Raw genomic sequence first — 23,778 nt, 5'->3', positions numbered from 1 at the left:
TTCACGCTCTGCCCTCAATTGATGTTGCGCCAGGTGGCTTCGACATGAATTTCACCGGCGGCGCTGACGTCGCCGTACCAACCGTTGCCGTCGACGGTTCTCAGCGAGATCGGATTATTCATCGGAATACTAAAGGTCACGCGGGTCTTGTTCAGCACCCCCACTTCGCCGGAAATATCATTCCACGGGGTGCTGCTCCAGAGCGCATTGGTCATGTCGTGCCACTGGCCATCGCAGCCGGCGGCGAAGCTCTGCTGGCCGTTGGTGCTGGTGGTGATGCCGAGGGTGGCGGGAAACGGCACCTGGGTACTGTTATCCGCGGAAGAAAAGAGGCAATAGTTCACCCCGTTGATCGCCCGAGTCGGCCCGGTCGCCATCACCCTCACCTGATCGGCGGCGGTTTTGCCGCTGGTAGTCACCAGGTAGCCGAACTCCAGCGCCGGCTCCGTCGGGCCGACATAACCTTCACGATGAGGGCTGTTGTCGTAATCATCGGAAATAATGCTGATGCTGAAATCGCGCGGCTTGATAATCAGCTGGTTTGAGGTGGAAAACTCATACCATCCCGACTCCGGCGAGGTGGTGTTCTGAAAACGGAAATTGATCAGATCGCGGGTGCCGCTGTCGGAAATCCCCAGCGCAACCATCTGTTTGAAGAAGTTACTGGAGAAGAACACATAGACGGCATTGCTGCTCTTCAGTTCGTTAAAGGTATAGTAGCTGCCGGTGCCCGACGTGTTTTTCCAGGTGTTGCCGTTCAGACTGAACTGCAGGTCGGCGGCGTTCACCGCGGATGACAGCGCCGCATGGTTAATCGCCGGGAAAACATGAATCGAGGTATTGCTGACGCTGCCGTCGGTCTGCAAATCATAGCTGACCATCTTGCACATGATGCCCGAGCGGGCGCCGATAGTCTGGTTCTTGCAATCGGCATTGCCCTCGCCGATGATCGGCACCCCATCGCTGTTGACGAACACCTCCGATACGGCGTTGGTATTGATAAAGCGCAGGTGCGCCGCCTTGCTGTGCGTGACGGTGCGCTTGTACCAGCTGCCGCTGGCCTGATCCTGGCAGCGGCCGCCGGCCGCGGCGTCGTAAGCCACCGACGTTTGGCAACCGTTGATCTGCATGCTGAAAGCGTCACCCGCCGCCATCTGCTTCAGATACTGATAGAAGCTCGGCGACATCATGCCGTGCATCCATTTTGCGCCGCCGGGCGTGACCACGGCGCCGTAAAATCCCTTTTCGTCGGTGGTCTGCGGCAGAATCAAGCTGGTATCCATATTGCAACCGGCATACCAGTTGATGCAACGCAAGCCGAGGAACGGATTCTTTATCGGCGCATTTTCCAGCCACATGTCATAGCGCCAGTTGGCATTCAGCCCCGTGTTGTAACCATTGTCCACGTACCCCAGGCTCTGCTGATAGATAGTGCCGGAACCGCCGTATTTCAGCCCGGTCCACTTGTTGGCGCCGGTCATGCGCGGATCCAGCCCGCCGGCCGGCGTAACGAAAAAGTTGTCGTCGGCGTTGTTCTCCACGAAGACAAATTTCATTACCGCCGCATCCGGCCAGTTGGTCTGGCTGACCGCCGCCTGCAGCGCGGGGGCGACCAGCGCCAACAACAACAGCGCAACGTTAGCTCTCATGGTCAGACTCCCCGGATGACAGATTGCCCGCATAGGTTTTCAGCCCGGTGCAGATCACGTCGCCGACCCACACCGCGCCTTGCGCCTTGCTGAGATCCAAATCCACTTCGCATGTCTGATTGCCGCTGTGGGTAAAATCGATAACCGGGAATTTCTTGTCGACGTCCATGATAAATTCGCCTTTCTCATCGGTGCGGGTGCGGCCGATATGATTCTTGATATAGGCGTTGGCCAGCAGCGTGCCGTCCTCCGCCTTGATGCGGCCGAACACCGTCACCATCTGTTTTATCTCCGGCGAGATCACCGCCACGTTGCCCGGATACAGGGTGAGCCTGCTCTTGCGCTTGGTGACGATGTCGAAGCTCTCCGCCGAGTTTTTGTTGTTCATCAGCTCAACGTCGTACTGACCGTAAGGCGACAAAGGCAGGTAATTCTTATTGCCGCTCAGCTTCACCATCCGGCCGTCAACCCGTGCGGTCAGCAGGCCGTCGTTTTCAATGCCGGTATTGAAGATAATCCCGGCGTTGCCTTCGTTGCGGCCGCTGATGGCAATATCACGCCCTTGCCAGCCCATGCTGCCGCTCGCGGTCAGGCTGCTGTTAACATAGCCGTCGGCGGAGCTGCTGACGTTGAGCGTGCCGGCAGAATACTTGGTGTCGAAGCGCGCATAGCCACCACCGTTGAAACGGTTGTCGCCGCGGGTATCACCGGAAATCGCCCGCGACAGGTTGGCGCCCAGGGTGCGGATCGGCCCGTCCTTGATGTCCTTGCGCGCCGCCAGGTTGGCGGTGGTGTAGCCGTTCTGGTTGGAAACGCCGGCGCTGAGCCAGTTGCCCATCGGCAGCGAAAAATCGAGCGCGATGTACTTGCCGGTATTGGCGCTGCTGCTGCCGTTGTTGTAGCGTTGCACGCCCGCCCGCACGCCCAGCGTGCCGAAGCGGCCGGTAAAGATGTTCTGGTAATAGTCGGCGTTGTAATAGTGACTGTCGTTCTTCTTATCGTCGTTGTAGCTGGCGCTCAGGGTGCCCAGCGGAGACCACAGCGCCCCCAGATTAAGGCTGCCGCCAACGGCGCGGTTATAGGCGTCATTTTGCAACAGACGATCGCCAATCTGCGTTTTCTCCTGATTGATCCATACGCTGCTGAAGCCGCCGGGCAACGCGGCGCTGACGCTATTGACCAGGCTCCAGGAGCGATCGGAGGCCGCCATGTTTTGCAGGTTGATCTGAATCGACTCGGTCACCGGCAGGCTGACACGGCTCTCGCCGACGGCGTTGCCGTCAAACGAATACCCCGACAGCGCCCAATTCAGCGTGTGCAGATTGCCGGTAGCCGAAGCGCCAAGCAAATAAGAGTCCTTTGCCGGGCGGTGGCGCTCTCGCTCGCCGCGCCAGTCGTCCATGCGCAGCATCCCGCCCCAAAATTGCCAGGCCAGCGGCGCATTGGCGCCGCGATTGGGGCTGAACAGTTTATTCACTCGCTGCATGCGTTTATCCACCACTTTGCCGTTGACCACGATCTCCACCTCGACGTCATAAATGCCGTAGGGCAGGCTGCCGGTGTCCACTTCATGGTTGCCCATCGTGAAGTTTTGCACGCTGAGCAGCCGCCCATCGCGCGACAAATGCACCTCGCCGGCCGAGGGGAAAAAAACCACGATCGGCGTCAGCGATTGGGAATTATCGAATACCGTCGAGTTGGCGCGGTTGCCGTAGGACAGACCATAAATCTTGCTCGAGTTGATGGTGGTGACCGGCCCCAGCGACTGCAGATTCCAGCTGTCCAGCATGCCGGCGGCGAAACGGCGGCCGGCGAAATCACGCTCGTACATCGCTTTGTACAGCGTGGCGTTTTCATCGCCGCTGCCGATACCGTAGATGGAACCGTTCAACTCCACGTGGTGTTCACGCAATGCGGTAACGCTGTTGAGCGATAAATAACTGGAGGTATTGCCTTCGCTGGCGCGGGCCCGGTTATCGTAGACTCCGAGGTTATAATCCAGCGTGCTGCTTACGGCATCCACGCTGGACGCGCCGATGTCGCTGGAGCGGGCGCGCAGCACCGTTCCGAGCGCGGATTCCTTCACCACCAGCTGCAGGTTGAGCTGCCGGAAATCCAGCGCCAGCCAAGCGTCGTCCGCGATCCGGATATGCTGCTGCCGATCGAATGGCGCATCCTGCAAAGCCTGCAGCTGGCCGGCTATCGCCGCCGTCAGCCGGGCGCCGTCGTCGTTATCCTCCAGCGTCACCCGACGAATCGTTAGCCTGTCCTGATCCAGGTAGAGAAAGGCATGGCCGATGCGGCTGTCGTCTTTGACGCCATCGCTCTTTTCATAATGCAACAACAGCGGAATACTCATCCCCTCGCGCAACGCCAGGCTGAAGGTTTGCGGGATCAGCACGCCGTTAATCTGCGTCAAACCGGCCGCCATCGCCATACGGCCAGGCAACAGCGTCGGCAGCGCCAGCGCACCGGCAGCCAAAAGCGTTTTCAACAGCACAGCGTTCACATGCCACTCCTTGCGTGATTGTTTTGCATCCATCGTGGATAACGCGCGCATTACTTCACCGGGATAAACTGTTCGCCGTGCCACAGCGCGACGCGCCCTTTTTTGTCGTTGACGTCAACCTTGCTGAAGGCGCGATCCTTGCCCGGCATCACGAAATAGTTCTCCTTGCAGTCGCTGCCGTCTTGCTTGTTCCTACAATTGCCGTAGGCCACCACTTTGAACGTGGCGTTGCCGGTGTTTTTGATCCGTCCGTTGGCGAACTGATAGGCGAAGCGATCCTGCCGAGGCGCCACCACCAAAATGGTGCCGATGCGCGCCGACGTGGTGGCCACGGCATTACGCCGATCCGAGTTTTGCCCCGCCTCGCTCAGCGCCTGATCGAACCAAACGATGCGGTAGTAGCGCTCCTGAGCATCGTTCGGTCCCTTGTAGTAAAAGCGGATCACGTCGCTGGCGTTGGCCGGCAAGATCAGGCTGGCGGGCGACAGCAGCATTTCATCCCGGCTGCTCATCGGGATCGCCGTACCGGAGGCCAGGGGGCTGGAAATGCGTTCGATCTTGATGTTCACCAGCCGGCCGCTGTCGGTGGTGTTTTTGATTTCCTTGCTCAGGCGCGCGCTGTCGCCAGGCATGAAGGAGCTGATCTCACCCACATCGAGAGCCAAAGCCGGCCGCAGCAGCATTAACATCAGGGTGACGGCGAGAGAAAAGCGTGTCATTGCGGTATTCCACTGGCGTTGATGAGCGATAAATAGCAGGAGGTCTCCCCCCTGCCAGGTGCAGATCGTTCGGGGGATTAGGAAGTCCAGGTCGCGTTGAACTCGACGCTGACGTCGCCGCTCCAGATACCTTCCGGCAACGTGCTGAAATCCGTAACGGCGGTGGTGCCGTTTGACGTCGCGCCGATGATGCTGAAGGTGAATTGATCCTGCGCGCTGGTGCGGCCGGCCTGGTTATAGGCGTTGGACAGGGCGCTCAGATTGCCGCCCAAAATGCCGGCGGTGGTGTCGATCATGGTGGTTTCAGCCGTTTTCTCTACCGCAGCACCGTTGTAGTTCACCCCGACTTCCAGCGTAGAACCGGAAGTATCCAGCTGAGTCAGCGTATTGGAGACCAGTTTTGAGGTCAGTTTGAAAGCGGTGGCCGTGGTATCGCCTTCCACGGTGACGTCAAACAGGCCTTTCTGACTGTTGAAACCCTTAATGCCTTCTGCATAGTTGAAGGTCAGGCTGCCAATCGGCGTCACAACCAGTTTGCTGGTGGTGTCTTTCTTGGCGGTCGCAGACCAGGTTGCCAACGCCTGAGCGGTAACGTCGGCGGCTTGAGCAGTGCTGACCGCTGCAAAGGCGGAAACGATCGCCAGAGCCAGTGTCATTTTCTTCATGGTATAACTCCCTTCAATGTTGAATATGTTTTCTTTCTTTCGTCCATTCTCAGCCAGCCGTTTGCATCACTGCGTTTAGCCAGTCTGCTTGACGCCACAAGAATATCCCCAGCCGTTCAAAAAAGAATCATTAACTATTAAAGTTCAAATATTTAGATTTAAATGCCGCAATTAAGATTGCGGCCCCCGACAATCACGTTAAAACACGGATTAAGCCTTTGATGAAAGCACAATCATATTGTGGTTTAACCCCATCAAAGCGGTTGTTGTTTAACCACAAAGCAACCCTGTTTATCCTTGCCATGTCCGTACAGAATTTCAGCCCGCGTCATTCGTTCGTTGCGGAGAGAAGATTGATTGGATTAACTCAGGAGAGCAGCAGCCAATGAAGATCGACTGCTGCAGAGAAGAGGTGACTCTTGCCACATTTCAGGAAGGATAGCGGGTTCTCAGGGTAAGAATAAGCCGCATAAAACCGGCCTGATTGAGGCTCAGTTTTCGCATAATATTCAGTTTATGGGAGCTGATGGTTTTGTAACTTCGCCGGGTCAGGTTGGCAATGCTTCGTGGAGATGCGCCGGCAGCCATCATGGCCAAAACTCGCCATTCACCGTCAGATAATGCGACAGGCGAATGGGCCAACCGGGCACGAATATGCGGGGAACGATAGCCGGAGAACTCCCCCGCAGCCGCAATGGCATCACGCAGGCAATGCAAAGGCTCCTCCTTTGCCACTATAGCTATGCGCGCATCCGTCGCTAACAGCGCTAATATACCGGGGTGTTCTACCGCGGTGAAAATCACCAAGGGAATTTCCGGCCAGACATTTTTTGCCGTCAGAACGAACCGCAATACATCATACAAATATTCGTTCTGATGATATAACTCCATAATAAGCGCGCGCGGCTTCCCTCCTTTCAATGCTCCCTCCAGCTCGCTCAAGGCATCGATAAAATACCTGTCACTTGATCGGGTAACGAGAAATGCTTCCATTCCTGTTCTCACTAAATAGCTGGGTTCAAAAAATAGCAGCGCATCACCGAAATCGGCTTTAACCATACATAATCACCATAATGAGGTAGAAAGCGGTAGAGAAAGGGAAATACCTCTCGATAGACGCCACACGGCACCCTGCCAAATGAAAAGCAAACGTTCAATTTCAATGCTGTAATATTTTTGTCATATCCACCGTCCTTTCAATCGCGTTGGGCCGACGGCTATCGATGGTCAATTAATAAACTCGGCATTGTCGCTTTCCAAACCGGAACAGATCTCCATTTTATGTTCACGCAAAATCTTGCAGCGCAGCAGGAATAAGCGGGAAATGCCGGAAATGTAAGCCCTGACCTGATTGCTGCGCACCACCAGCAAAAACTCATCGCCGCTGCATTCTCCCGTTTGGTGAGCGGCGTAAGCCAGAATGTCCCGATTCAGGCTGGCGTTGACCGACGCCGAGGCGGCAGGCAAGGACATGAAAACCTTACAATTGCCGGACTTTCCCAGGTAGCTCTCCTGCCGGGCCTCCGAGCCGCTGAAATAGGCGGTGACAGCAATGGCCATGAGGATGCCCCCCAGAACCAATGCACAGATCATCAGCCAGCCGCGGCGGGAATCACCGAAAAAAGAGGTGGCCCGGTTGATGACGGTTGCGGATGGCGGGTTTATCGCCGCTTCGGGCGCAGGCTCCGGCAAAGAGGCGGCGGGTTCTGCATCGTGTCTATCTTCCGCTTCCTCATAAGACTCGATGGTAATCTCATCACGCAGCATAAAACCCACTTTAGGGACAGTGACAATAACCTCTTCTTCGACGCCCAGATTTTTAATCACCCGGCGTAATTTGCTGACGCACTGATTAAGATTATTATTGCTGGAAACCATGCCGTAATCGTCCCAGACCTTCTTGAATATCAATTCACGCCCCACGGCCTCGCCATGGTGGGCAATCAGCAGCAGCAACAACCGCTTGGAAGGACTGGATATGGATATGGGATCGTCAGAAAAATCAGTTGGGCTAAGGGTTCTGGTGTCTGCGTCAAAGAGAATATGGTCATTAAATCTATATTTCATTTTATTCACATGTTTTCACTATAGCGATAATTTATAGTTTGGCGTCAAATGTTAATGAAATATTAAATCGGGTTAATTCGCAAAAACACCCAAATGCAGGCAAGAAAAACCACGCAATCAACGCCACGAAATACGCTTTTTCACCTCACCACCGTTATATAGGATTTTTCTTGCAAACCATAACCAAAGGTTAACCAATCACCACGCCCATTGATATATTGACGCGATAAAAACCAAAAAGTTAGTTTTTTATATCGCAAATTATCAACTTTAAGGAAAATCATCTCAAAAAATAGCCGCAGAACTAAATTTTAATAAAAAAATAATAACACGTGAATGTTGAGCGCAATCACATATAGCCGGCATACGCATTAGCCTGATGAATTAACGCGCTTGCCGCGACGCAAATGTTAAAATTTAGGTTCAGCCAAGGCGCTGGGGAAATAATAATGAAAGGAAAAGCTTACGAATGACGCCTGTCGCATTATTCGCAACAGGCGAAAACATTCGCGCAGTTCATTGAACTGATGAAGGGAATATCAGGCTAAAGGTCAAGCAAGCAGCATCCTGGCCAGCGGAACACTGCGCGCGCACCTCACCGCCGTGCAGCGTCATGATGGCGCGCACGATAGACAGCCCCAGCCCACTGGCATGATTGCCGGCGCTGCGCGCGGGATCGGCGCGGTAGAAACGATCGAACAATTTTTCCAGCTGTGCCGGCGCGATCGGCGGCCCCTGATTGATAACCTGCACCCACCAGGCATCGGCGCGCCATTCAGCCCGCAACGCGATCAGGCTGTTTTCATCGGCATAGCGCACCGCGTTGGCCACCAGGTTGCTCAGCGCCCGCTGGAACAACATCGCGTCCGCCTTCAACTCGCCTTCCCCTTCGCAGCTCAGCGCGATGCCGCGTTCTTCCGCCAGCCCTTCGAAGTAATCCGCCACCCGCCGCAGTTCCAGCGCCACATCCAGACGGCCGTAGTTCAGCGCAGACTGCGCCTCCCCGGCGCGCGCCAGAAACAGGATGTTTTCCACCATGCGGGAAATGCGCTCCAGCTCATCCATATTGTTCGACAGCAGGGTTTCGTACTCCTCCACGCTGCGGGGCTGGTAAAGCGCCACCTGGCACTGGCCCATCAGCGCCCCTATCGGGGTGCGGATCTCATGGGCCAGATCGGCGGAAAACTGCGTCAGGCGCTGATAGCCTTCATTCAACCGATCGAGCATCGCATTGAACGAACGGGTCAACTGCTGCAATTCCTTCGGCGCTCCCTGCTCGCTGAGGCGCGTCGACAGCGTATTGGGCGCAATCTGCGACGCCTGCGCCGCCATGCGCCATAACGGCTTCAATCCCCGGCGCATAACCCCATACCCCAGCAGCGCAATCAGCAGGAAAGCCACCGCCACCGCCGCGACGATGCGCCACAGGTAACGCGCCAGCATCTTCTGCTCGTTGACCATCACATGCGCGGCGGAGATCTGCAACAGGCTGCCGTCTTCCAGGCGCACCATCGCCGACGCCGCGCGCAGCGGCACCCCCTGCGCCGTTTCCCCGCCGCGCACGGCGGCCAACGTCTGCGCCTGGCCGGCCGGCGTCGGCGCGATCGGCGGCAATGCCACCCCGGCCGGGTTCACGTTGATGAGCGGTTTTTGCCCCGGAATTTGGAAAATCAGCACGTCCTGTTCATTGCCCAGCATGTTTTCAAACAGGCCGTTATTGGCGGTCAGGCGCGCCAAAGGAAAGCGCTGTCCCAGCAAATGGCGGAAATACTCTACGCGCCCGGTCACCTGCAGATCGCTGCGCAGCGTCATTTCCTGGCGCATGGCGCTATACAGATACCCGCCCGTCCCGCTCACCACCAAAGCGGCCACCAGCGCGAACAGCGTGGCGGTGCGCAGCGTCAGCGACACCGGCCGACGTGAAGTGCGCCCGTTCACGAGCGTGGCTCGCAGACATAGCCGATGCCGCGCACGCTGTGGATCAGCTTGACGTCGAACGGCCGGTCTATTTTGGCGCGCAGGCGTTTGATCGCCACGTCAACCACATTGGTGTCGCTGTCAAAATTCATGTCCCACACCTGAGAGGCGATCTGCGTGCGCGACAGCACTTCGCCCTCGCGCCGCACCAGCAGGTGCAGCAGCATGAACTCCTTGTTGGTCAACGGGATCACCTGTTCCTGACGCACCGCCCGGCGGCGCAGCACGTCCAGCTGCAGATCGGCGATGGCGTAATGATCGGCTTCGCGCGCCGGCCCACGGCGCAGCAAGGTGCGTAAACGCAGCACCAGTTCGGTGAACGAAAACGGTTTAATCAGATAATCGTCCGCGCCCAGCTCCAGACCGTGGATGCGATCCTGCACGCCGTCGCGAGCGGTGAGAAACAGAATCGGCACGTCGCTTTTCTTGCGCAGCACCTCGATGATCTGCCAACCGTCCAGCCCCGGCAGCATCACGTCGAGCACGATCGCATCGTAGTCTTGCTCCAACGCGCGAAACAACCCGTCGGTGCCGGTGCGCGCCAAATCGACGCCGTACCCCGCCTCGCTCAGCCCTTTCTTCAGGTAATCCCCTGTGCCGATATCGTCTTCAACTACCAGTATTCGCATGCTCACCACCTCGTTACGTCTGCAAAAATACTAGCAGCTTCGGCGGACAAACTTGATGACATTAATGTCATCAAACGGCCATGGCGCTGACCCAATGGCTCAACCATGCTTACCCGGCAAACTCATTTCAGGAGAACGTTATGATTACCCGTCATCGTATAGCCGGTTTACTGTTGTCCACCTTGCTGCTGTCCAGCGGCCTGGCCGCCGCCGCTCAAACGCCGGGCAAGGTTATCGCGCCGCTGCGCGGCACCATCAGCCAGGTGGCCGACGGCAATCTGCAGCTGACCGATCGCAAGGGTGAGACGCTCAGCGTCAAGCTGAACGATCAGACCAAAGTGCTCAGCGTTTCCAAGGCCACGCTGGACGACATCAAACCGGACAGCTTTATCGGCACCGCCGCCGTGCCGCAGCCGGACGGCACGCTCAAAGCGCTGGAGGTGCACGTGTTCGCCGCCAGCCTGCGCGGCACCGGCGAAGGGCACTCGGCCTGGGAATCCGCTGACGGCAAAGTAGACACCATGACCAACGGCACCGTCGGCAAACTGGTGAAATCCAACGGCCGCACCCTGACCGTCACCTACGGCAACCAGCAGAAAACCGTCGTCGTGCCGGAAGACGTGCCAATCGTGACGCTGGATCCGGGCGATTTGAGCCTGCTGAAACCGGGCGTGCACATCGTGCTGTTCTCCGCCGCCAACGATAAGGGCGAGCGCGTCGCCACCCGCATATCCGCCGGCAAAGACGGCACCGTGCCGCCGATGTAACCGGAGAAAGCCATGAAACCCAACGCGTCGCGGCCGGTGCATCGCTGGCCGGTTCGAATCACTCATTGGATCAACCTGTTCGCCATGGTGTGCATGTTTATGAGCGGCTGGGAGATCTATAACGCCTCGCCTCTGTTCGATTTCCGCTTTCCGCCGCAGATGACGCTGGGCGGTTGGCTGGGCGGCGCGATTGGTTGGCATTTGGCGGTGATGTGGCTATTGGCGCTCAACGCCACCTGCTATCTGCTGTGGAGCCTGTTCAGCGGCCATTTTCGCCGCGATCTGTTGCCGCTTCGCGTCGGCGCGCTGCGGCAGGATATCTGGCTGGCGTTGACGCTGCGCCTGCGCCACCGGCATGGCCACTACAACGCCATTCAGAAGCTGATGTATCTCGGCGTGCTGGCGCTGGGCCTATTGCTGGTGCTGTCCGGCCTGGCGATTTGGAAGCCGGTTCAGCTGCAGGGATTGGTCGCCCTGTTTGGTGGCTTCGATTTCGCGCGCTACGTGCATTTCTTCGCCATGGTCGGCATCGGCCTGTTCGTGGCGATCCACGTCTTTATGGTGATCGTCGTGCCCAAAACGCTGTGGGCGATGATAACGGGTGGCAAACATGAATGAGAAAAAGCCGCGGGCAACCGCGCCAAAACTGGAACCGGACCAAAAAAAGCAGCTGGTCAATCTGCAGCGCCGCCTGATGCTGCGCTCCGGCCTGACGCTGGGCGGCATCGCCATGCTCACCGGTTGCAACCTGCAAGACGGCGATCGGGTGGATAAGGTGCTGTGGGCCATGTCGCGCTGGAACGACCGGGTGCAGGCCTGGCTGTTCAGCGGCCAGCGGCTGGCGCAAACTTACCGGCCCGATCAGATTACCCAGCCTTTCCCCTTCAACGCGTTTTACCCGGAATACAACGTCCCCGAGATCGATCTGGCCGGCTACCGGCTTGAGGTCACGGGGAAAGTGGAGAAAAAAGCGCCCTGGACGCTGGAACAGCTGCAACGGCTGCCGCAGCAAAGCCAGATCACGCGTCTGATCTGCATTGAGGGCTGGAGCGCCATCGGCCAATGGGGCGGCGTGCCGCTGCGCACCTTTCTGCAGCACGTCGGGGCGGATCTGAATGCCGGTTACGTCGGCTTCAAATGCGCCGATCGCTACTACTCCAGCCTCGACATGGCCACCGCGCTGCACCCGCAGACCATTCTGGCGCTGGATTTCGGCGGCAAGGCGCTGCCGGCGGACTATGGCTACCCGCTGCGGCTGCGGGTGCCCACCAAGCTGGGGTTCAAAAACGCCAAACATATCGCCGCCATCTTCGTCAGCGACGTCAATCCGGGCGGCTATTGGGAAGATCAGGGCTACAACTGGTTCAGCGGCATTTAGTTTTGCGCGGTGCTGCGCATAAGCTCCATCGGCGGCTGGAGGGTCTTCTCCGCCGCAGTTAATAATCGGTTCGTCACAAAGGGGATAACTATAGGAAAAATAATAGTAAAAAGGATTTCATCATGGAGATTGATGTGAGGGAGTCACACACAGGGATAGCAGACACATACAGGTATCAGATTACTGTAAGAAAAAGTGATGGTAAAACGGCCATCTATCATTTGGATTTCAAGAAAATTGGGCAAAACATGCACCATTGGTTTGCCCCAGTGTATGTGGACACTACTCTCCTCGATAATGCTTTCTCTCTGGAGTTTTATGATGTTAAGGCGCTGAGCGACGCAAGCAAGCACCAGCGCTCAGCTTTCGATACCTATACCGCAATGCATTACACCCTTCTCCAACGCGAACGTTTATTCGTCGTTGGCATCGGGGAAACCCTTCTCAAGTTTGCTTATCAGTATCATGCCAGGATCATCTTCAGTGCACCGTTAAGGCCAGCATTAGCTAAAATTTATGATTTCCTGTTGAAAAAACACGCTGAAAAAGGGCATTATTCATACAAAATAGAGTTTATAAAGGACGGCCTCTATGTCATCGAAATCCCGCATAACCCCCATAACACCCCATACTTACCAGCAGCACGTTAAGGAACAACGCCTGAAAGAGATGCAAGCCTTCCACGAAGAGTGGTGGGAACAAAGGCGCCGCGAATGGCGTGAACGCGGCGGCGTTGAAGCAAGTGAACCGCCCGCATGTGGCATCGATACCGAACTTTCATCCTGACTCCGGTTCGTTCTTACTCTTCTTCCCCTGCCGTCAGCAACGCAAGCCCAGCTTGCTCGATTGCCTCCCGCGCGGCGGCGGGCAGCCCCTCGTCGGTAATGACGGCGTCAAAGGCGGCGATCGGCAGCGCCAGGTAGGTCGCGATCTTGCCGTATTTCGAGGTGTCGCTGAGCAGAATGCAGCGGCGGCTGGCCTCGACGATGGCCTTCTTTACCATCACCTTGTCTTCGTTCGGCGTCGACAGGCCGCGCATGCTCCACGAAGAGGCGGAGATAAACGCCAGATCGATAAACAGACCGCGCAGCGCCTGCGCCGCCGCTTCGCCGACGCAGGAGCGGTTTTCCCGGCACACGGTGCCGCCTGTGTGGATGATTCTGCACTGGCTGTGTTCGATCAGGAAGCCGGCGATGACAAAGTCGTTGGTCACCACCGTCAAATCGTCACGTTCACCGATCTGCTTCGCCAGCGCCAGCGTGGTGGTGCCGGCATCCAGATAAATACAGCTATTGGCGGGAATTTGCCGCGCCGCCAGCCGGCCGATGGCGATTTTCTGCCGGCTGAACATCCCCTCTTTGGCCTGGTGCGAAGGTTCGCTCGCCACCCGCTCGGGTGCCTGCACGCCGCCCGAGACCGACTGCACCGCGCCCTGTTCCTCCAGCTTTTGCAAATCGCGGCGGATCGTCATATGCGACACCCCCAGCCGTTCGGTCAGCTCGGCAATGCTGACGACGCCGCGTTCGGATACCAGCGCAAGAATTTGTTGATGGCGTTCTACAGGTATCACGGTTCCCTCTCGTTGCTGCGGTGATAATAATTGTGATTTTACGTCAATTTTCGTTCGCCGATAGCCCTAATTTTTCGCGGCGTGACGGCGCGCGCAGTGACGCCAGAAAAACATAAACTTATTTAAAAACATAACAATAATGTTGATGCAGGCCAGAAACCGTACGAAGAATTCGTCTCACGCATTGTTAATTATTGTGATATCGATCGCGGATAAACGGCCGTCAAGCGCTTACATTTAACACAACAAAACAAATTATCACTAAAATTAACAGGAGTGCAGTATGACACACCCAGGGAAATATGCCGTCTGCGTCATTGGGCTGGGCGCGATGGGCATGGGCGCGGCGCGCTCGTGCCTCCGCGCCGGATTGACCACCTACGGGGCGGACCTGAATCCGCAGGCGCTGGCGGCGCTGCAACAGGCCGGCGCAAAACACGCGTCTACCAGCGCGCGCGACTTCGCCGCCGAACTGGACGCCGTGCTGCTGCTGGTGGTGAACGCCGCCCAGGTGAAGCAGATCCTGTTCGGCGAACAAGGCCTGGCGCCAAAGCTCAAGCCGGGCACCGCGGTGATGGTCTCTTCGACCATTTCCGCCGATGACGCCAAACAGATCGAGCAACGTCTGCTGGACTACGGGCTGCCGATGCTGGATGCGCCGGTTTCCGGCGGAGCGGCCAAGGCGGAGGAAGGCCAGATGACGGTGATGGCCGCCGGCGCCGACGCCACCTTCGAGCGCCTGCAACCCGTGCTGGACGCCATCGCCGGCAAGGTTTACCGCATCGGCGAGGCGATCGGCCTGGGCGCGACGGTTAAAATCATCCACCAGCTGTTGGCCGGGGTGCACATCGCCGCCGGAGCGGAAGCCATGGCGCTGGCCGCCCGCGCCGGCATCCCGCTGGACGTGATGTACGACGTGGTCACCCACGCCGCCGGCAACTCCTGGATGTTCGAAAATCGCATGCGCCACGTGGTCGACGGCGACTATGCACCCAAATCGGCGGTGGATATCTTCGTCAAGGACCTGGGGCTGGTGGCCGATACCGCCAAGGCGCTGCACTTCCCGCTGCCGCTGGCCTCCACCGCCTTCACCATGTTTACCGCCGCCAGCAACGCCGGTTACGGTAAAGAAGACGACAGTGCGGTAATCAAAATCTTTGCCGGCATCGATTTGCCGCAGAAAAAGGAGGCAATCTGATGCTGATCGGCGTAATCGCGGATGATTTTACCGGCGCGACCGATATCGCCAGTTTTCTGGTGCAAAACGGCCTGCCGACGGTGCAGTTGAACGGCGTGCCGCAAGACGAAACGCCGGTCAGCGCGCAGGCGGCGGTCATCAGCCTGAAATCGCGCTCCTGCCCGGCAGAGCAGGCGGTCGAACTGTCGTTGCAGGCGCTGGCCTGGCTGCAAAAACAGGGCTGCCGCCAGTTCTACTTCAAATACTGCTCCACTTTCGACAGCACCGCGCAGGGCAATATCGGCCCGGTGACCGACGCCCTGCTCGCCGCGCTGGGGGAAAGTTTCACTGTGGTATCTCCGGCGTTGCCGATAAACGGCCGCACGGTCTATCAGGGCCACCTGTTCGTCGGGGAACAGCTGCTGTCCGAATCCGGCATGCGTCATCACCCGGTCACGCCGATGACCGACAGCAACCTGCTGCGCCTGATGGAATCCCAGGCCACCGGGCGCTGCGGGCTGGTGACGGCGGCGGAAATGGATCGCGGCGCCGGGGCGGTCAGCGAGAAACTGCGGCAATTGGCGCAGGAAGGCGTGCGCTACGCGGTGCTGGATACGCTCAACGAACGGCATCTGCTCAGCCAGGGCGAAGCGTTGAAAACGATGAAGCTGGTGACCGGCGGTTCGGGCCTGGCGATCGGCCTGGCGCGGCAGTGGGCGCAGAACGGCGAGCGTTCGGCAGAGGCGGCCGGCGCGCCGCAGGGCGAGAAAGCGGCGGTGCTGTCCGGTTCTTGCTCCGTCATGACTAACCGGCAGGTGGCGCACTACCGCGAACGCGCGGCGGCGCAGGCCATCGATATCGGCCGCTGTCTCGATCCGCAGGCGCGCGCCGCCTACGCCGCCGAGCTGGCGCATTGGGCGCAGCGTCACGCCGGGGAGGCGCTTGCCCCGCTGATCTACGCCACCGCAGCGCCGGAAGCGCTGCAGCAAACGCAACGGCAGTACGGTAGCGCCGCCAGCGAGGCGGTGGAGGCGTTGTTCGCCGAGCTGGTAGTGCAACTGCGCCAGTTGGGATTCAGCCGCTTTATCGTCGCCGGCGGCGAAACCTCCGGCGTGGTCACGCAGGCGCTGGGCATTCGCGGCTTCCATATCGGCCCCAGCATTTCCCCCGGCGTTCCCTGGGTGCGCGCCAGCGATCGGGCCATTTCCCTGGCATTGAAATCAGGCAATTTTGGCGATGAAGCCTTCTTCGCGCGCGCGCAAACGGAGTTTCCAGTATGACCACGACCATCGAACAGCAGGCACGAGAAGAGATGGTGCGCCTAGGTGCCTCGTTTTTCCAACGCGGTTACGCCACCGGCTCAGCCGGCAACCTCTCGCTGTTGCTGCCGGACGGCGCGCTGCTGGCGACGCCGACCGGCTCCTGTCTCGGCGAGCTGCAGGCCGACCGCCTGTCTAAAGTGAGCCTGAACGGCGACTGGCTGTCCGGCGACAAGCCGTCGAAAGAGATCAGCTTTCACCGCGCGCTGTATCTGAACAACCCGGAATGCAAAGCGGTGGTGCACCTGCATTGCACCTATCTCACGGCGCTCTCTTGCCTGCAGGGGCTGGACGTCGACAACGCCATCAAACCGTTCACCCCCTATGTGGTGATGCGCGTCGGCAAGGTGCCGGTGGTGCCCTACTATCGCCCCGGCGACGAAAGGCTGGCGCAGGATCTGGCCCGCCTGGCGCCCACCCACCGCGCCTTTTTGCTGGCCAACCACGGGCCGGTGGTGACGGGTAAAGACCTGCGAGCGGCGGCGGACAATACCGAAGAGATGGAAGATGCGGCGCGGCTGATCTTCACCCTTGGCGATCGTCCGATCCGCTATTTGACCGATGATGAAATTGCCGAATTACGGAGCTGACCCATGCCTAAATTTGCCGCCAATTTATCGATGATGTTTAACGAAGTGCCGTTCCTCGAGCGCTTCGCCGCCGCTGCCGAACAAGGCTTCAACGCGGTGGAGTTCCTGTTCCCTTACGAGCATCCCGCCGAGCTGTTGGCGGAAAAACTGCGCGAACACGGCCTGCAACAGGTGCTGTTCAACACCGCGCCCGGCGATGTCGCCGCCGGCGAATGGGGGCTGGCGGCGCTGCCGGGCCGCGAGCAGGATGCGCGCGCCGATATCGATCGCGCGCTGGCCTACGCCATCGCCCTCGCCTGCCCCTGCGTGCACCTGATGGCCGGCGTGGTGCCCGCGGGCGCGGACCGGCAGCGTTATCTCGACACCTTTATCGCCAATGCGCGCTATGCCGCCGACGCCTTCGCCCCGCACGGCGTCAAGGTGCTGATCGAAGCGCTCAGCCCACCGGTCAAACCCGACTACCTGTTCGCCAGTCAACATCAGGCGGCGGAGGCGGTAGCGGCTATCGAGAGACCGAACGTGTTCATTCAGTTCGACTTTTTCCACGCGCAGTTAGTAGATGGCAATATCAGCGGGTTGCTGGAAACGCTGGCCGGGCGCTACGCGCATATCCAGATAGCCTCGGTGCCGGATCGCCATGAGCCGGATGACGGCGAACTGAATTACCCGTGGCTGTTCGACAGGCTGGATGCGCTCGGTTATCAGGGCTGGGTAGGTTGCGAATACCGGCCGCGCGGCGACACCGCCGCTGGGCTCGGCTGGCTGAAACCTTACCGCTAACGCCGCCGCCGACACCAGGAAATCGATTTTATAACAATGAAACGCACCCGTATCGCCACGCGGCGATCGCGGTGCCCAACGCTTACCCAACGAAAGGCTTTTTTCATGTCTACCTCTCTGCTGTTGCTGATTGCCGTACTCGGCGTGGTGCTGCTGTTATTGATGGTCATCAAGGCGAAGGTGCAACCCTTTGTCGCGCTGTTGGTGGTCAGTCTGCTGGTGGCATTGGCCAGCGGCATTCCGACCGGTGAAGTGATGAAAGTGATGACCGCCGGGATGGGCGGCGTGCTCGGCTCGGTGACCATCATCATCGGCCTGGGGGCGATGCTTGGCCGCATGATCGAACACTCGGGCGGCGCCGAGTCGCTGGCGCAGCGCTTCAGCCAGGGGCTGGGGCCGAAACGCACCGTCGCCGCGCTGACCCTCGCCGCGTTTATCCTCGGCATTCCGGTGTTCTTCGACGTCGGCTTTATCATTCTGGCGCCGATTATCTACGGCTTCGCCAAGGTCGCCAAAGTGTCGCCGCTGAAGTTCGGCCTGCCGATGGCCGGCGTGATGTTGACGGTCCACGTCGCGCTGCCGCCGCACCCCGGCCCGGTGGCCGCCGCCGGTTTGCTCAACGCCGACATCGGTTGGCTGACCATCATCGGCCTCGCGATTTGTATTCCGGTCGGCGCGATCGGCTATTTCGCCGCCAACTACCTCAACCGCAAAACCTATCCGTTATCGATAGAGGTGCTGGAACAGCTGCAGCTGGCGGCGCCGGAACCGCGGCCGGAAGGGCAAGCGCCGCTCAGCGATCGCATCAACCCGCCCGGCGCCGGGCTGGTGGCAGCGCTGATCGTCATCCCGATCGCCATCATCATGCTCGGCACCGTCTCCGCCACGCTGTTGCCTGCCAGCTCGGCGCTGCGCGATACGCTGTCGCTGCTGGGCTCGCCGGCGGTGGCGCTGATGATCGCCCTGCTGCTGGCCTTCTACTTCCTGGCGCTGCGCCGCGGCTGGAGCCTGCAACACGCCAGCGACGTGATGGGCGCTGCGCTGCCGACCGCCGCGGTGGTGATCCTGGTGACCGGCGCGGGCGGCGTGTTCGGCAAGGTGCTGGTGGAATCCGGCGTCGGCAAGGCGCTGGCGGAGGTGCTGACGGCCATCGGCCTGCCGCTGGTGCCCGCCGCCTTTATCATTTCGCTGGCGCTGCGCGCTTCGCAGGGATCCGCCACCGTGGCGATCCTGACCACCGGCGGCCTGTTGTCGGAGGCGGTCAGCGGCTTGAATCAGCTGCAGCTGGTGCTGGTGACGCTGGCGACCTGTTTCGGCGGGCTGGGGCTTTCCCACGTCAACGACTCCGGTTTTTGGATCGTCACGCGCTATCTGGGGCTGTCGGTGGCCGACGGCCTGAAAACCTGGACGGTGCTGACCACCCTGCTCGGCCTGAGCGGCTTTCTGTTCACCTGGCTGTTGTGGCTGGCGGTGTGATTTCTCTGGCATACTGAACGCCGTTGTTTTTCATCGCCTTTCACCCTGTGCAGGAGCAGCAACATGACCGTAATCAACACCGCGCCAACGCTTGTCACCGAACGCCTGCGGCTGGACGCGCACAGGCTGGACGACTTCGAGTCGCTGGCCGCATTGTGGGCCGATCCGCTGGTGGTACGCTATATCGGCGGCACGCCGCGCGACCGGGAAGACTCCTGGGGGCGCCTGATGCGCTACGCCGGCCACTGGGCGCTGTTGGGGTATGGAAATTGGGCGGTGCGTGACAAACAGAGCGGCGAGTACCTCGGCAGCATCGGCTTCTTCGACGGCCTGCGCGATATCACCCCGGCGCTCGACGCGCCGGAAATGGGCTGGACGCTGGTGAGTTCTGCGCACGGCAAAGGCTACGCCACCGAGGCACTGCGGGCGGCGCTGGCCTGGGGTAAAACGCACCTGCCGGGGGAGAAAACCGTCTGCATCATCTCGCCGGAAAACCAGGCTTCGCTGGCGCTGGCGAAAAAAGTCGGCTTTAGCGAAAGCCGCCGCAGCGAGTATCACCAAAGCCCGATCGTCGTGATGCATTGCCCGCTCTAAAACCTAACCGCGCTGCATCGCCAACGCCGTCTGAACAAAGTTGTCCCGCAGCGCGTCGGCGCGTTGCGGATCCCAGGCGATACCGACCTGCCACTCCGTTTCCTCGCCGCTCAGCGGTAAAATATCGATGCCGGCCGGCGCGATATGCGTGATGCTGTGCGGCAGCAGCGCAACGCCGACGCCGGCGGCGACCAGCGCCAACAGCGTCTGAATATCGCTGGCCTGCTGCACCACGTTCGGCGTCAAGCGGTGAGCGGCGATAAACCGCAGCGACTGATCGCTCAGCCCGCGCCCGCGCTTCGGAGTCAACTGCAACAGCGGCAGCTGATTGAAACGCGCCATCAGATCGTCGGCGCGCAGCGCCAGCGCTCCCGGCGCAGCCAGCACCAACCGGTCACTCAGCATTGCCACGCCGCACAGCGGCGTATTGACCGGCAAACGCACGAACCCCGCCTGCAACTCCCCCTGTAACAGCAACTGATACTGCCGCTCCGACGGGATGTCCTCCAGGCCGATCGCCACCTCGGGAAACCGTTGGCGAAAAGCCGCCACCAGCTGCGGCGCCAGATGAAAGCTGGAGAGGCCAAATCCCAACGCCAGCCGCCCCGCTTCCCCGAGCGCCACCCGCCGGGCGCGCCGCTGAAACTGCTGGTACTGTTCCACCAGCGCCTGCGCCTCCGGGTAGAGCCGCTGCCCGCCGGCGGTGAGCACCGCGCCCTGTCGGCCACGCTCGAACAATCGAACGCCGAGCTGGGTTTCCAGCGCCTGAATCTGCTTGCTCAGCGCCGGCTGGCTGATGCACAGCCGGCTCGCCGCCTGTCGATAGTTGCCCTGCTCGGCCAGCGCCACCAGGGCGCGCAGTTGTTTTATATCCATTCCATTAGGTTATCAAATAGGGAATTTAATTGATTATACAGTAATCAATCCACCTGCTGTAATCAACGCAGACCCTAACCGGAGAGACACCATGACCATCTCATTGCGCGCCGCCACGGTGCAGTTCCAGCATCGCGCCAACGATAAGAATTACAACCTGTCGATCATTGAGCGCTTTATCGCTCAGGCGGCCGAGCAGCAGGTACAGCTGCTGGCCTTCCCGGAAATGTGCATCACCGGCTATTGGCACGTGCGCCATCTGTCCGACGCCGAAGTGCGGGCGCTGGCGGAACCGATCGCCACCAGCCCTTCGCTGGCGCGCATTCGCCCGCTGGCGGAGCGATACAACATGGCGATCGGCGTCGGGCTGATCGAGCTGGGCGACGACGGCCGTTGCTACAACGCCTACGCCGTATGCCTGCCGGACGGCGCGCTGCATGTGCACCGTAAACTGCACGCCTTCGAACACCCGGCTATCGCCAGCGGCGATCGCTATACCGTATTCGACACCCCCTGGGGCGTGCGCGTGGGCGTATTGATCTGCTGGGACAACAATCTGGTGGAGAATGTGCGCGCAACGGCGCTGCTGGGCGCGGAGGTGTTGATGGCCCCGCACCAGACCGGCGGCACCCATTCGCGCAGCCCGCACGGCATGAAGCCGATCCCACAGGCGCTGTGGCAGCGGCGGGCGGAAGATCCGCAGGCGATAGAAGCCGCCTTTCGCGGCGAACACGGCCGCGGCTGGCTGATGCGCTGGCTGCCCTCGCGCGCTCACGACAACGGGCTGTTTTTGCTGTTCAGCAACGGCGTGGGCCGCGATGACGATGAGGTACGCACCGGCAATGCGATGATCCTCGATCCCTACGGCCGCATCGTGGCGGAGACCTGGGCGGCGGAAGACCGGATGGTCAGCGCCGATCTCGATCTGACGCTGATCCCGCTCAGCACCGGCCGCCGCTGGATTTACGGACGCCGCCCCGAGCTGTACGGTTTACTGACCGAACCGCAAGGCTATGAGCGCGATGCCCGCAGCGCACGCTTTTCGACGCAGCCGACGGGGGGCGGCGGCCAATGACAGATAAAAAAAATCCGCCCGAAGGCGGATTTTTTATCCGCGCGGCAACCTGTGCCGCGCATTCACGCCCGCAGGCATGAAGAAATCTTAGAAGCGGTAGCCTACGCCAACGTTCCAGCTGCCAACGTCCACGCTGCGGATGCGGCTCTGCTCGTAGCCAACGTCCAGGGCAACGTTTTCGATTGGGTTGAACTGCAGACCGGCACCGTAGGTGAAGCCATAGTCGCTGTTGCCACCTTTGTTACCACCAGCCTGGGCGTTGTCGATGTTTTTGCCGTAGCCAACACCGATCACACCGTAGATGCTCGCCCAGTCGTTGAAGCGGTAAGCTGGACCTGCGGTGATGGAATCGTACTGAGATTTCTTGTAGAAACCGTTTTCAGAACGATTTTTTTCCAGGTGGGTGAAGGAGCCGATCACACCCAGTGGGTTGTTGTCGAACTCGTAACGGTATTTCAGGTTGAAACCGTCGGCCTTGTTAGCAACGCCTTGGAGATCACCCTGCGCATAGCCAGCGGATACGGTGCTCTGACCAGCGAATGCGGTACCTGCGCTAACTGCTAATACGCAAGCTGCTACTGCGGAAAGACATGCAATTTTTTTCATAACCACCTCAAACGCGTTTTATTATTAAGTACATCCATTTGTTCATGCTTTGAAAATATAACAAAAATTAGCGTGAAACTCTGCCTTGAAATGAGTGTCTAAAGCTTTATATCGTGTAACAGAAGATTTCAAGAACAGTGTATCTGCTTCTTTTCGCTCTATTTTCGGCCGTATTCTACGGCTTTCTGTGACAAAAATCACCAATTTAATATCCAGATAATTCTTAAGAAAAAGCGCACTTTTTGACCAAATCCGCCACATCTCATCCGAGGATCGGCGGATTTCACCGCGATGCGCGCTTTTCTCAGACAGATTTTCGCCATTTCATTTACACTGCTCGCATCCCCGTTTCGACCGTTTTCTCAAGGCTGAGGAACGGCGCAAAAAAGGCTCGTTAAGGATGTCGTTATCTACTTCCGGCAGAGCGCCCTCCGCGCTTCTGCCCATCTGTCTGTTGATCATCGCCATGGTGTCTATCCAGAGCGGCGCCTCGTTGGCCAAAAGCCTGTTCCCGATCGTGGGCGCCGAAGGCATTACGACGCTGCGCCTTTTCATCGGCACCCTGATTCTGTTCATTATCTTCCGCCCGTGGCGTATGCGCATCGTCGCCGGCAGCCGCTTGCCGCTGCTGATTTACGGCCTGTCGCTCGGCGCGATGAACTACCTGTTCTACCTGTCGCTGCGCACCGTGCCGCTCGGCATCGCCGTGGCGCTGGAGTTTACCGGCCCGTTGGCGGTGGCCATGTTCTCGTCGCGCCGGCCGATCGACTTTCTTTGGGTGGCGCTGGCGATCGCCGGGTTATGGTTCCTGTTGCCGCTCGGCCACGGCGTGGGCGGGATCGATCCGTTCGGTGCCGCCTGTGCGCTCGGCGCCGGCGCCTGCTGGGCGGTCTATATCATCTTCGGCCAGAAGGCCGGCGGCGATCACGGCCCCGGTACGGTGGCGCTCGGCTCCTTGATCGCCGCGCTGGTGTTCTGCCCGATCGGCGCCTGGCAAACCGGCAGCGTACTGTTCAACCTCGATATTCTGCCGGTGGCGCTGGCGGTGGCGATCCTCTCCACCGCGCTGCCATATTCGCTGGAGATCATCGCGCTGCCCAAAATTCCGGCGCGCACCTTCGGCACCTTAATGAGCCTCGAACCGGCGATGGCGGCGCTGTCCGGCATGCTGTTCCTCGGCGAACACCTGAGCGGCGTGCAATGGCTGGCGCTGGCGGCGATTATCGCCGCCTCCATGGGCTCCGCCCTGACCATTCGCCCCAAGCCGCGCCTCGAAAGCCTTTCCTGATCGCCTGACTCGCCTGCCGACCGCAACGTCGGAATGCAGGCGGGTTAACTGTTTTCCTCGTGACAAA

General features: G+C 59.4%; 23 protein-coding genes. 12 read left to right on the top strand and 11 right to left on the bottom strand.

Going from position 1 to position 23,778, the window contains the following annotated elements; genetic code table 11:
• Positions 1–14: 14 nt before the first annotated feature.
• The 8 genes from ecpD to ACJ8HH_RS03190 all read right to left on the bottom strand — a co-directional run bounded on the left by ecpD (position 15) and on the right by ACJ8HH_RS03190 (position 10,215).
• Positions 15–1,649, bottom strand: coding sequence for a fimbrial adhesin EcpD (gene ecpD, locus ACJ8HH_RS03225; protein ID WP_048321380.1), 1,635 nt, complete (start codon positions 1,647–1,649; stop codon positions 15–17).
• Entirely contained in the window at positions 1,639–4,191 is a 2,553-nt protein-coding gene (locus tag ACJ8HH_RS03220; protein ID WP_048322049.1) for a fimbrial biogenesis outer membrane usher protein, read from the bottom strand. The genes ecpD and ACJ8HH_RS03220 overlap by 11 nt, the downstream gene beginning before the upstream one ends.
• Before the next feature lie 17 nt (positions 4,192–4,208).
• Positions 4,209–4,877, bottom strand: coding sequence for a hypothetical protein (locus ACJ8HH_RS03215; protein WP_033646845.1), 669 nt, complete (start codon positions 4,875–4,877; stop codon positions 4,209–4,211).
• Positions 4,878–4,954: 77 nt separating this feature from the next.
• The gene (gene ecpA / locus ACJ8HH_RS03210) at positions 4,955–5,542 is read right to left on the bottom strand and encodes a common pilus major fimbrillin subunit EcpA (protein ID WP_033646847.1); all 588 of its coding nucleotides are present in this window, start codon (positions 5,540–5,542) and stop codon (positions 4,955–4,957) included.
• Between the two features lie 429 nt (positions 5,543–5,971).
• Positions 5,972–6,601, bottom strand: a complete 630-nt coding sequence (locus ACJ8HH_RS03205) for a helix-turn-helix transcriptional regulator (RefSeq protein ID WP_033646850.1) — start codon at positions 6,599–6,601, stop codon at positions 5,972–5,974.
• A gap of 168 nt (positions 6,602–6,769) precedes the next feature.
• Positions 6,770–7,609 (bottom strand): winged helix-turn-helix domain-containing protein, encoded by an 840-nt coding sequence (locus ACJ8HH_RS03200; protein WP_033646852.1) that lies wholly within the window; start codon positions 7,607–7,609, stop codon positions 6,770–6,772.
• Positions 7,610–8,125: 516 nt separating this feature from the next.
• Positions 8,126–9,547 carry a heavy metal sensor histidine kinase gene (locus ACJ8HH_RS03195; RefSeq protein ID WP_033646854.1) on the bottom strand — a complete coding sequence of 474 codons (1,422 nt, stop codon included), beginning with the start codon at positions 9,545–9,547 and terminating at the stop codon, positions 8,126–8,128.
• A complete protein-coding gene (locus tag ACJ8HH_RS03190; protein WP_033637675.1) occupies positions 9,544–10,215 on the bottom strand; it encodes a heavy metal response regulator transcription factor in 672 nt (223 codons plus the stop codon). Before ACJ8HH_RS03190 ends, ACJ8HH_RS03195 begins: the two co-directional genes overlap by 4 nt.
• A gap of 140 nt (positions 10,216–10,355) precedes the next feature.
• On the opposite strand from ACJ8HH_RS03190, the gene ACJ8HH_RS03185 reads away from it, so the two are divergent.
• The 4 genes from ACJ8HH_RS03185 (at position 10,356) to ACJ8HH_RS03170 (ending at position 13,010) form a co-directional block, all read left to right on the top strand.
• On the top strand, positions 10,356–10,982 hold the full coding sequence (locus ACJ8HH_RS03185) for a hypothetical protein (protein ID WP_033637674.1): 627 nt from the start codon (positions 10,356–10,358) through the stop codon (positions 10,980–10,982).
• A 12-nt stretch (positions 10,983–10,994) separates the two neighbouring features.
• A complete protein-coding gene (locus ACJ8HH_RS03180; protein WP_033646856.1) occupies positions 10,995–11,600 on the top strand; it encodes a cytochrome b/b6 domain-containing protein in 606 nt (201 codons plus the stop codon).
• A complete protein-coding gene (locus ACJ8HH_RS03175) occupies positions 11,593–12,360 on the top strand; it encodes a molybdopterin-dependent oxidoreductase (RefSeq protein WP_060451420.1) in 768 nt (255 codons plus the stop codon). Before ACJ8HH_RS03180 ends, ACJ8HH_RS03175 begins: the two co-directional genes overlap by 8 nt.
• 122 nt (positions 12,361–12,482) lie before the next feature.
• Positions 12,483–13,010 (top strand): hypothetical protein, encoded by a 528-nt coding sequence (locus ACJ8HH_RS03170; protein ID WP_048321379.1) that lies wholly within the window; start codon positions 12,483–12,485, stop codon positions 13,008–13,010.
• A gap of 149 nt (positions 13,011–13,159) precedes the next feature.
• Here ACJ8HH_RS03170 and ygbI read toward each other — a convergent pair whose 3' ends face one another.
• On the bottom strand, positions 13,160–13,930 hold the full coding sequence (gene ygbI / locus ACJ8HH_RS03165; protein WP_033637671.1) for a DNA-binding transcriptional repressor YgbI: 771 nt from the start codon (positions 13,928–13,930) through the stop codon (positions 13,160–13,162).
• 283 nt (positions 13,931–14,213) lie between these two features.
• On the opposite strand from ygbI, the gene ltnD reads away from it, so the two are divergent.
• From ltnD to ACJ8HH_RS03135, 6 genes are all read left to right on the top strand, one after another.
• Positions 14,214–15,128 (top strand): L-threonate dehydrogenase, encoded by a 915-nt coding sequence (gene ltnD, locus ACJ8HH_RS03160; RefSeq protein WP_060451419.1) that lies wholly within the window; start codon positions 14,214–14,216, stop codon positions 15,126–15,128.
• Complete coding sequence (gene otnK, locus ACJ8HH_RS03155) at positions 15,128–16,387, top strand: 3-oxo-tetronate kinase (protein ID WP_080377019.1); 1,260 nt, start codon at positions 15,128–15,130, stop codon at positions 16,385–16,387. The genes ltnD and otnK overlap by 1 nt, the downstream gene beginning before the upstream one ends.
• Positions 16,384–17,016 carry a 3-oxo-tetronate 4-phosphate decarboxylase gene (gene otnC / locus ACJ8HH_RS03150; RefSeq protein WP_033637668.1) on the top strand — a complete coding sequence of 211 codons (633 nt, stop codon included), beginning with the start codon at positions 16,384–16,386 and terminating at the stop codon, positions 17,014–17,016. Before otnK ends, otnC begins: the two co-directional genes overlap by 4 nt.
• Positions 17,017–17,019: 3 nt before the next feature.
• The gene (gene otnI, locus ACJ8HH_RS03145; protein WP_049233524.1) at positions 17,020–17,796 is read left to right on the top strand and encodes a 2-oxo-tetronate isomerase; all 777 of its coding nucleotides are present in this window, start codon (positions 17,020–17,022) and stop codon (positions 17,794–17,796) included.
• 105 nt (positions 17,797–17,901) lie between these two features.
• Entirely contained in the window at positions 17,902–19,272 is a 1,371-nt protein-coding gene (locus ACJ8HH_RS03140; RefSeq protein WP_442520212.1) for a GntP family transporter, read from the top strand.
• Between the two features lie 63 nt (positions 19,273–19,335).
• Positions 19,336–19,866 (top strand): GNAT family N-acetyltransferase, encoded by a 531-nt coding sequence (locus ACJ8HH_RS03135; protein ID WP_033637665.1) that lies wholly within the window; start codon positions 19,336–19,338, stop codon positions 19,864–19,866.
• 3 nt (positions 19,867–19,869) lie between these two features.
• Here ACJ8HH_RS03135 and ACJ8HH_RS03130 read toward each other — a convergent pair whose 3' ends face one another.
• Complete coding sequence (locus tag ACJ8HH_RS03130) at positions 19,870–20,742, bottom strand: LysR family transcriptional regulator (RefSeq protein WP_060451418.1); 873 nt, start codon at positions 20,740–20,742, stop codon at positions 19,870–19,872.
• Between the two features lie 91 nt (positions 20,743–20,833).
• On the opposite strand from ACJ8HH_RS03130, the gene ACJ8HH_RS03125 reads away from it, so the two are divergent.
• Positions 20,834–21,817 carry a nitrilase family protein gene (locus ACJ8HH_RS03125; protein ID WP_060451417.1) on the top strand — a complete coding sequence of 328 codons (984 nt, stop codon included), beginning with the start codon at positions 20,834–20,836 and terminating at the stop codon, positions 21,815–21,817.
• Positions 21,818–21,904: 87 nt separating this feature from the next.
• Here ACJ8HH_RS03125 and ompX read toward each other — a convergent pair whose 3' ends face one another.
• Complete coding sequence (gene ompX / locus ACJ8HH_RS03120) at positions 21,905–22,423, bottom strand: outer membrane protein OmpX (protein ID WP_033637662.1); 519 nt, start codon at positions 22,421–22,423, stop codon at positions 21,905–21,907.
• Positions 22,424–22,823: 400 nt separating this feature from the next.
• On the opposite strand from ompX, the gene rhtA reads away from it, so the two are divergent.
• A complete protein-coding gene (rhtA, locus tag ACJ8HH_RS03115) occupies positions 22,824–23,711 on the top strand; it encodes a threonine/homoserine exporter RhtA (RefSeq protein ID WP_004939202.1) in 888 nt (295 codons plus the stop codon).
• The last annotated feature ends 67 nt before the right edge of the window (positions 23,712–23,778 follow it).

This window comes from Serratia sp. CY32780 (assembly GCF_052169135.1).
GTDB classification, from domain to species: Bacteria; Pseudomonadota; Gammaproteobacteria; order Enterobacterales; family Enterobacteriaceae; genus Serratia; species Serratia sarumanii.
This window is presented reverse-complemented; position numbering and strand designations above follow the sequence as displayed.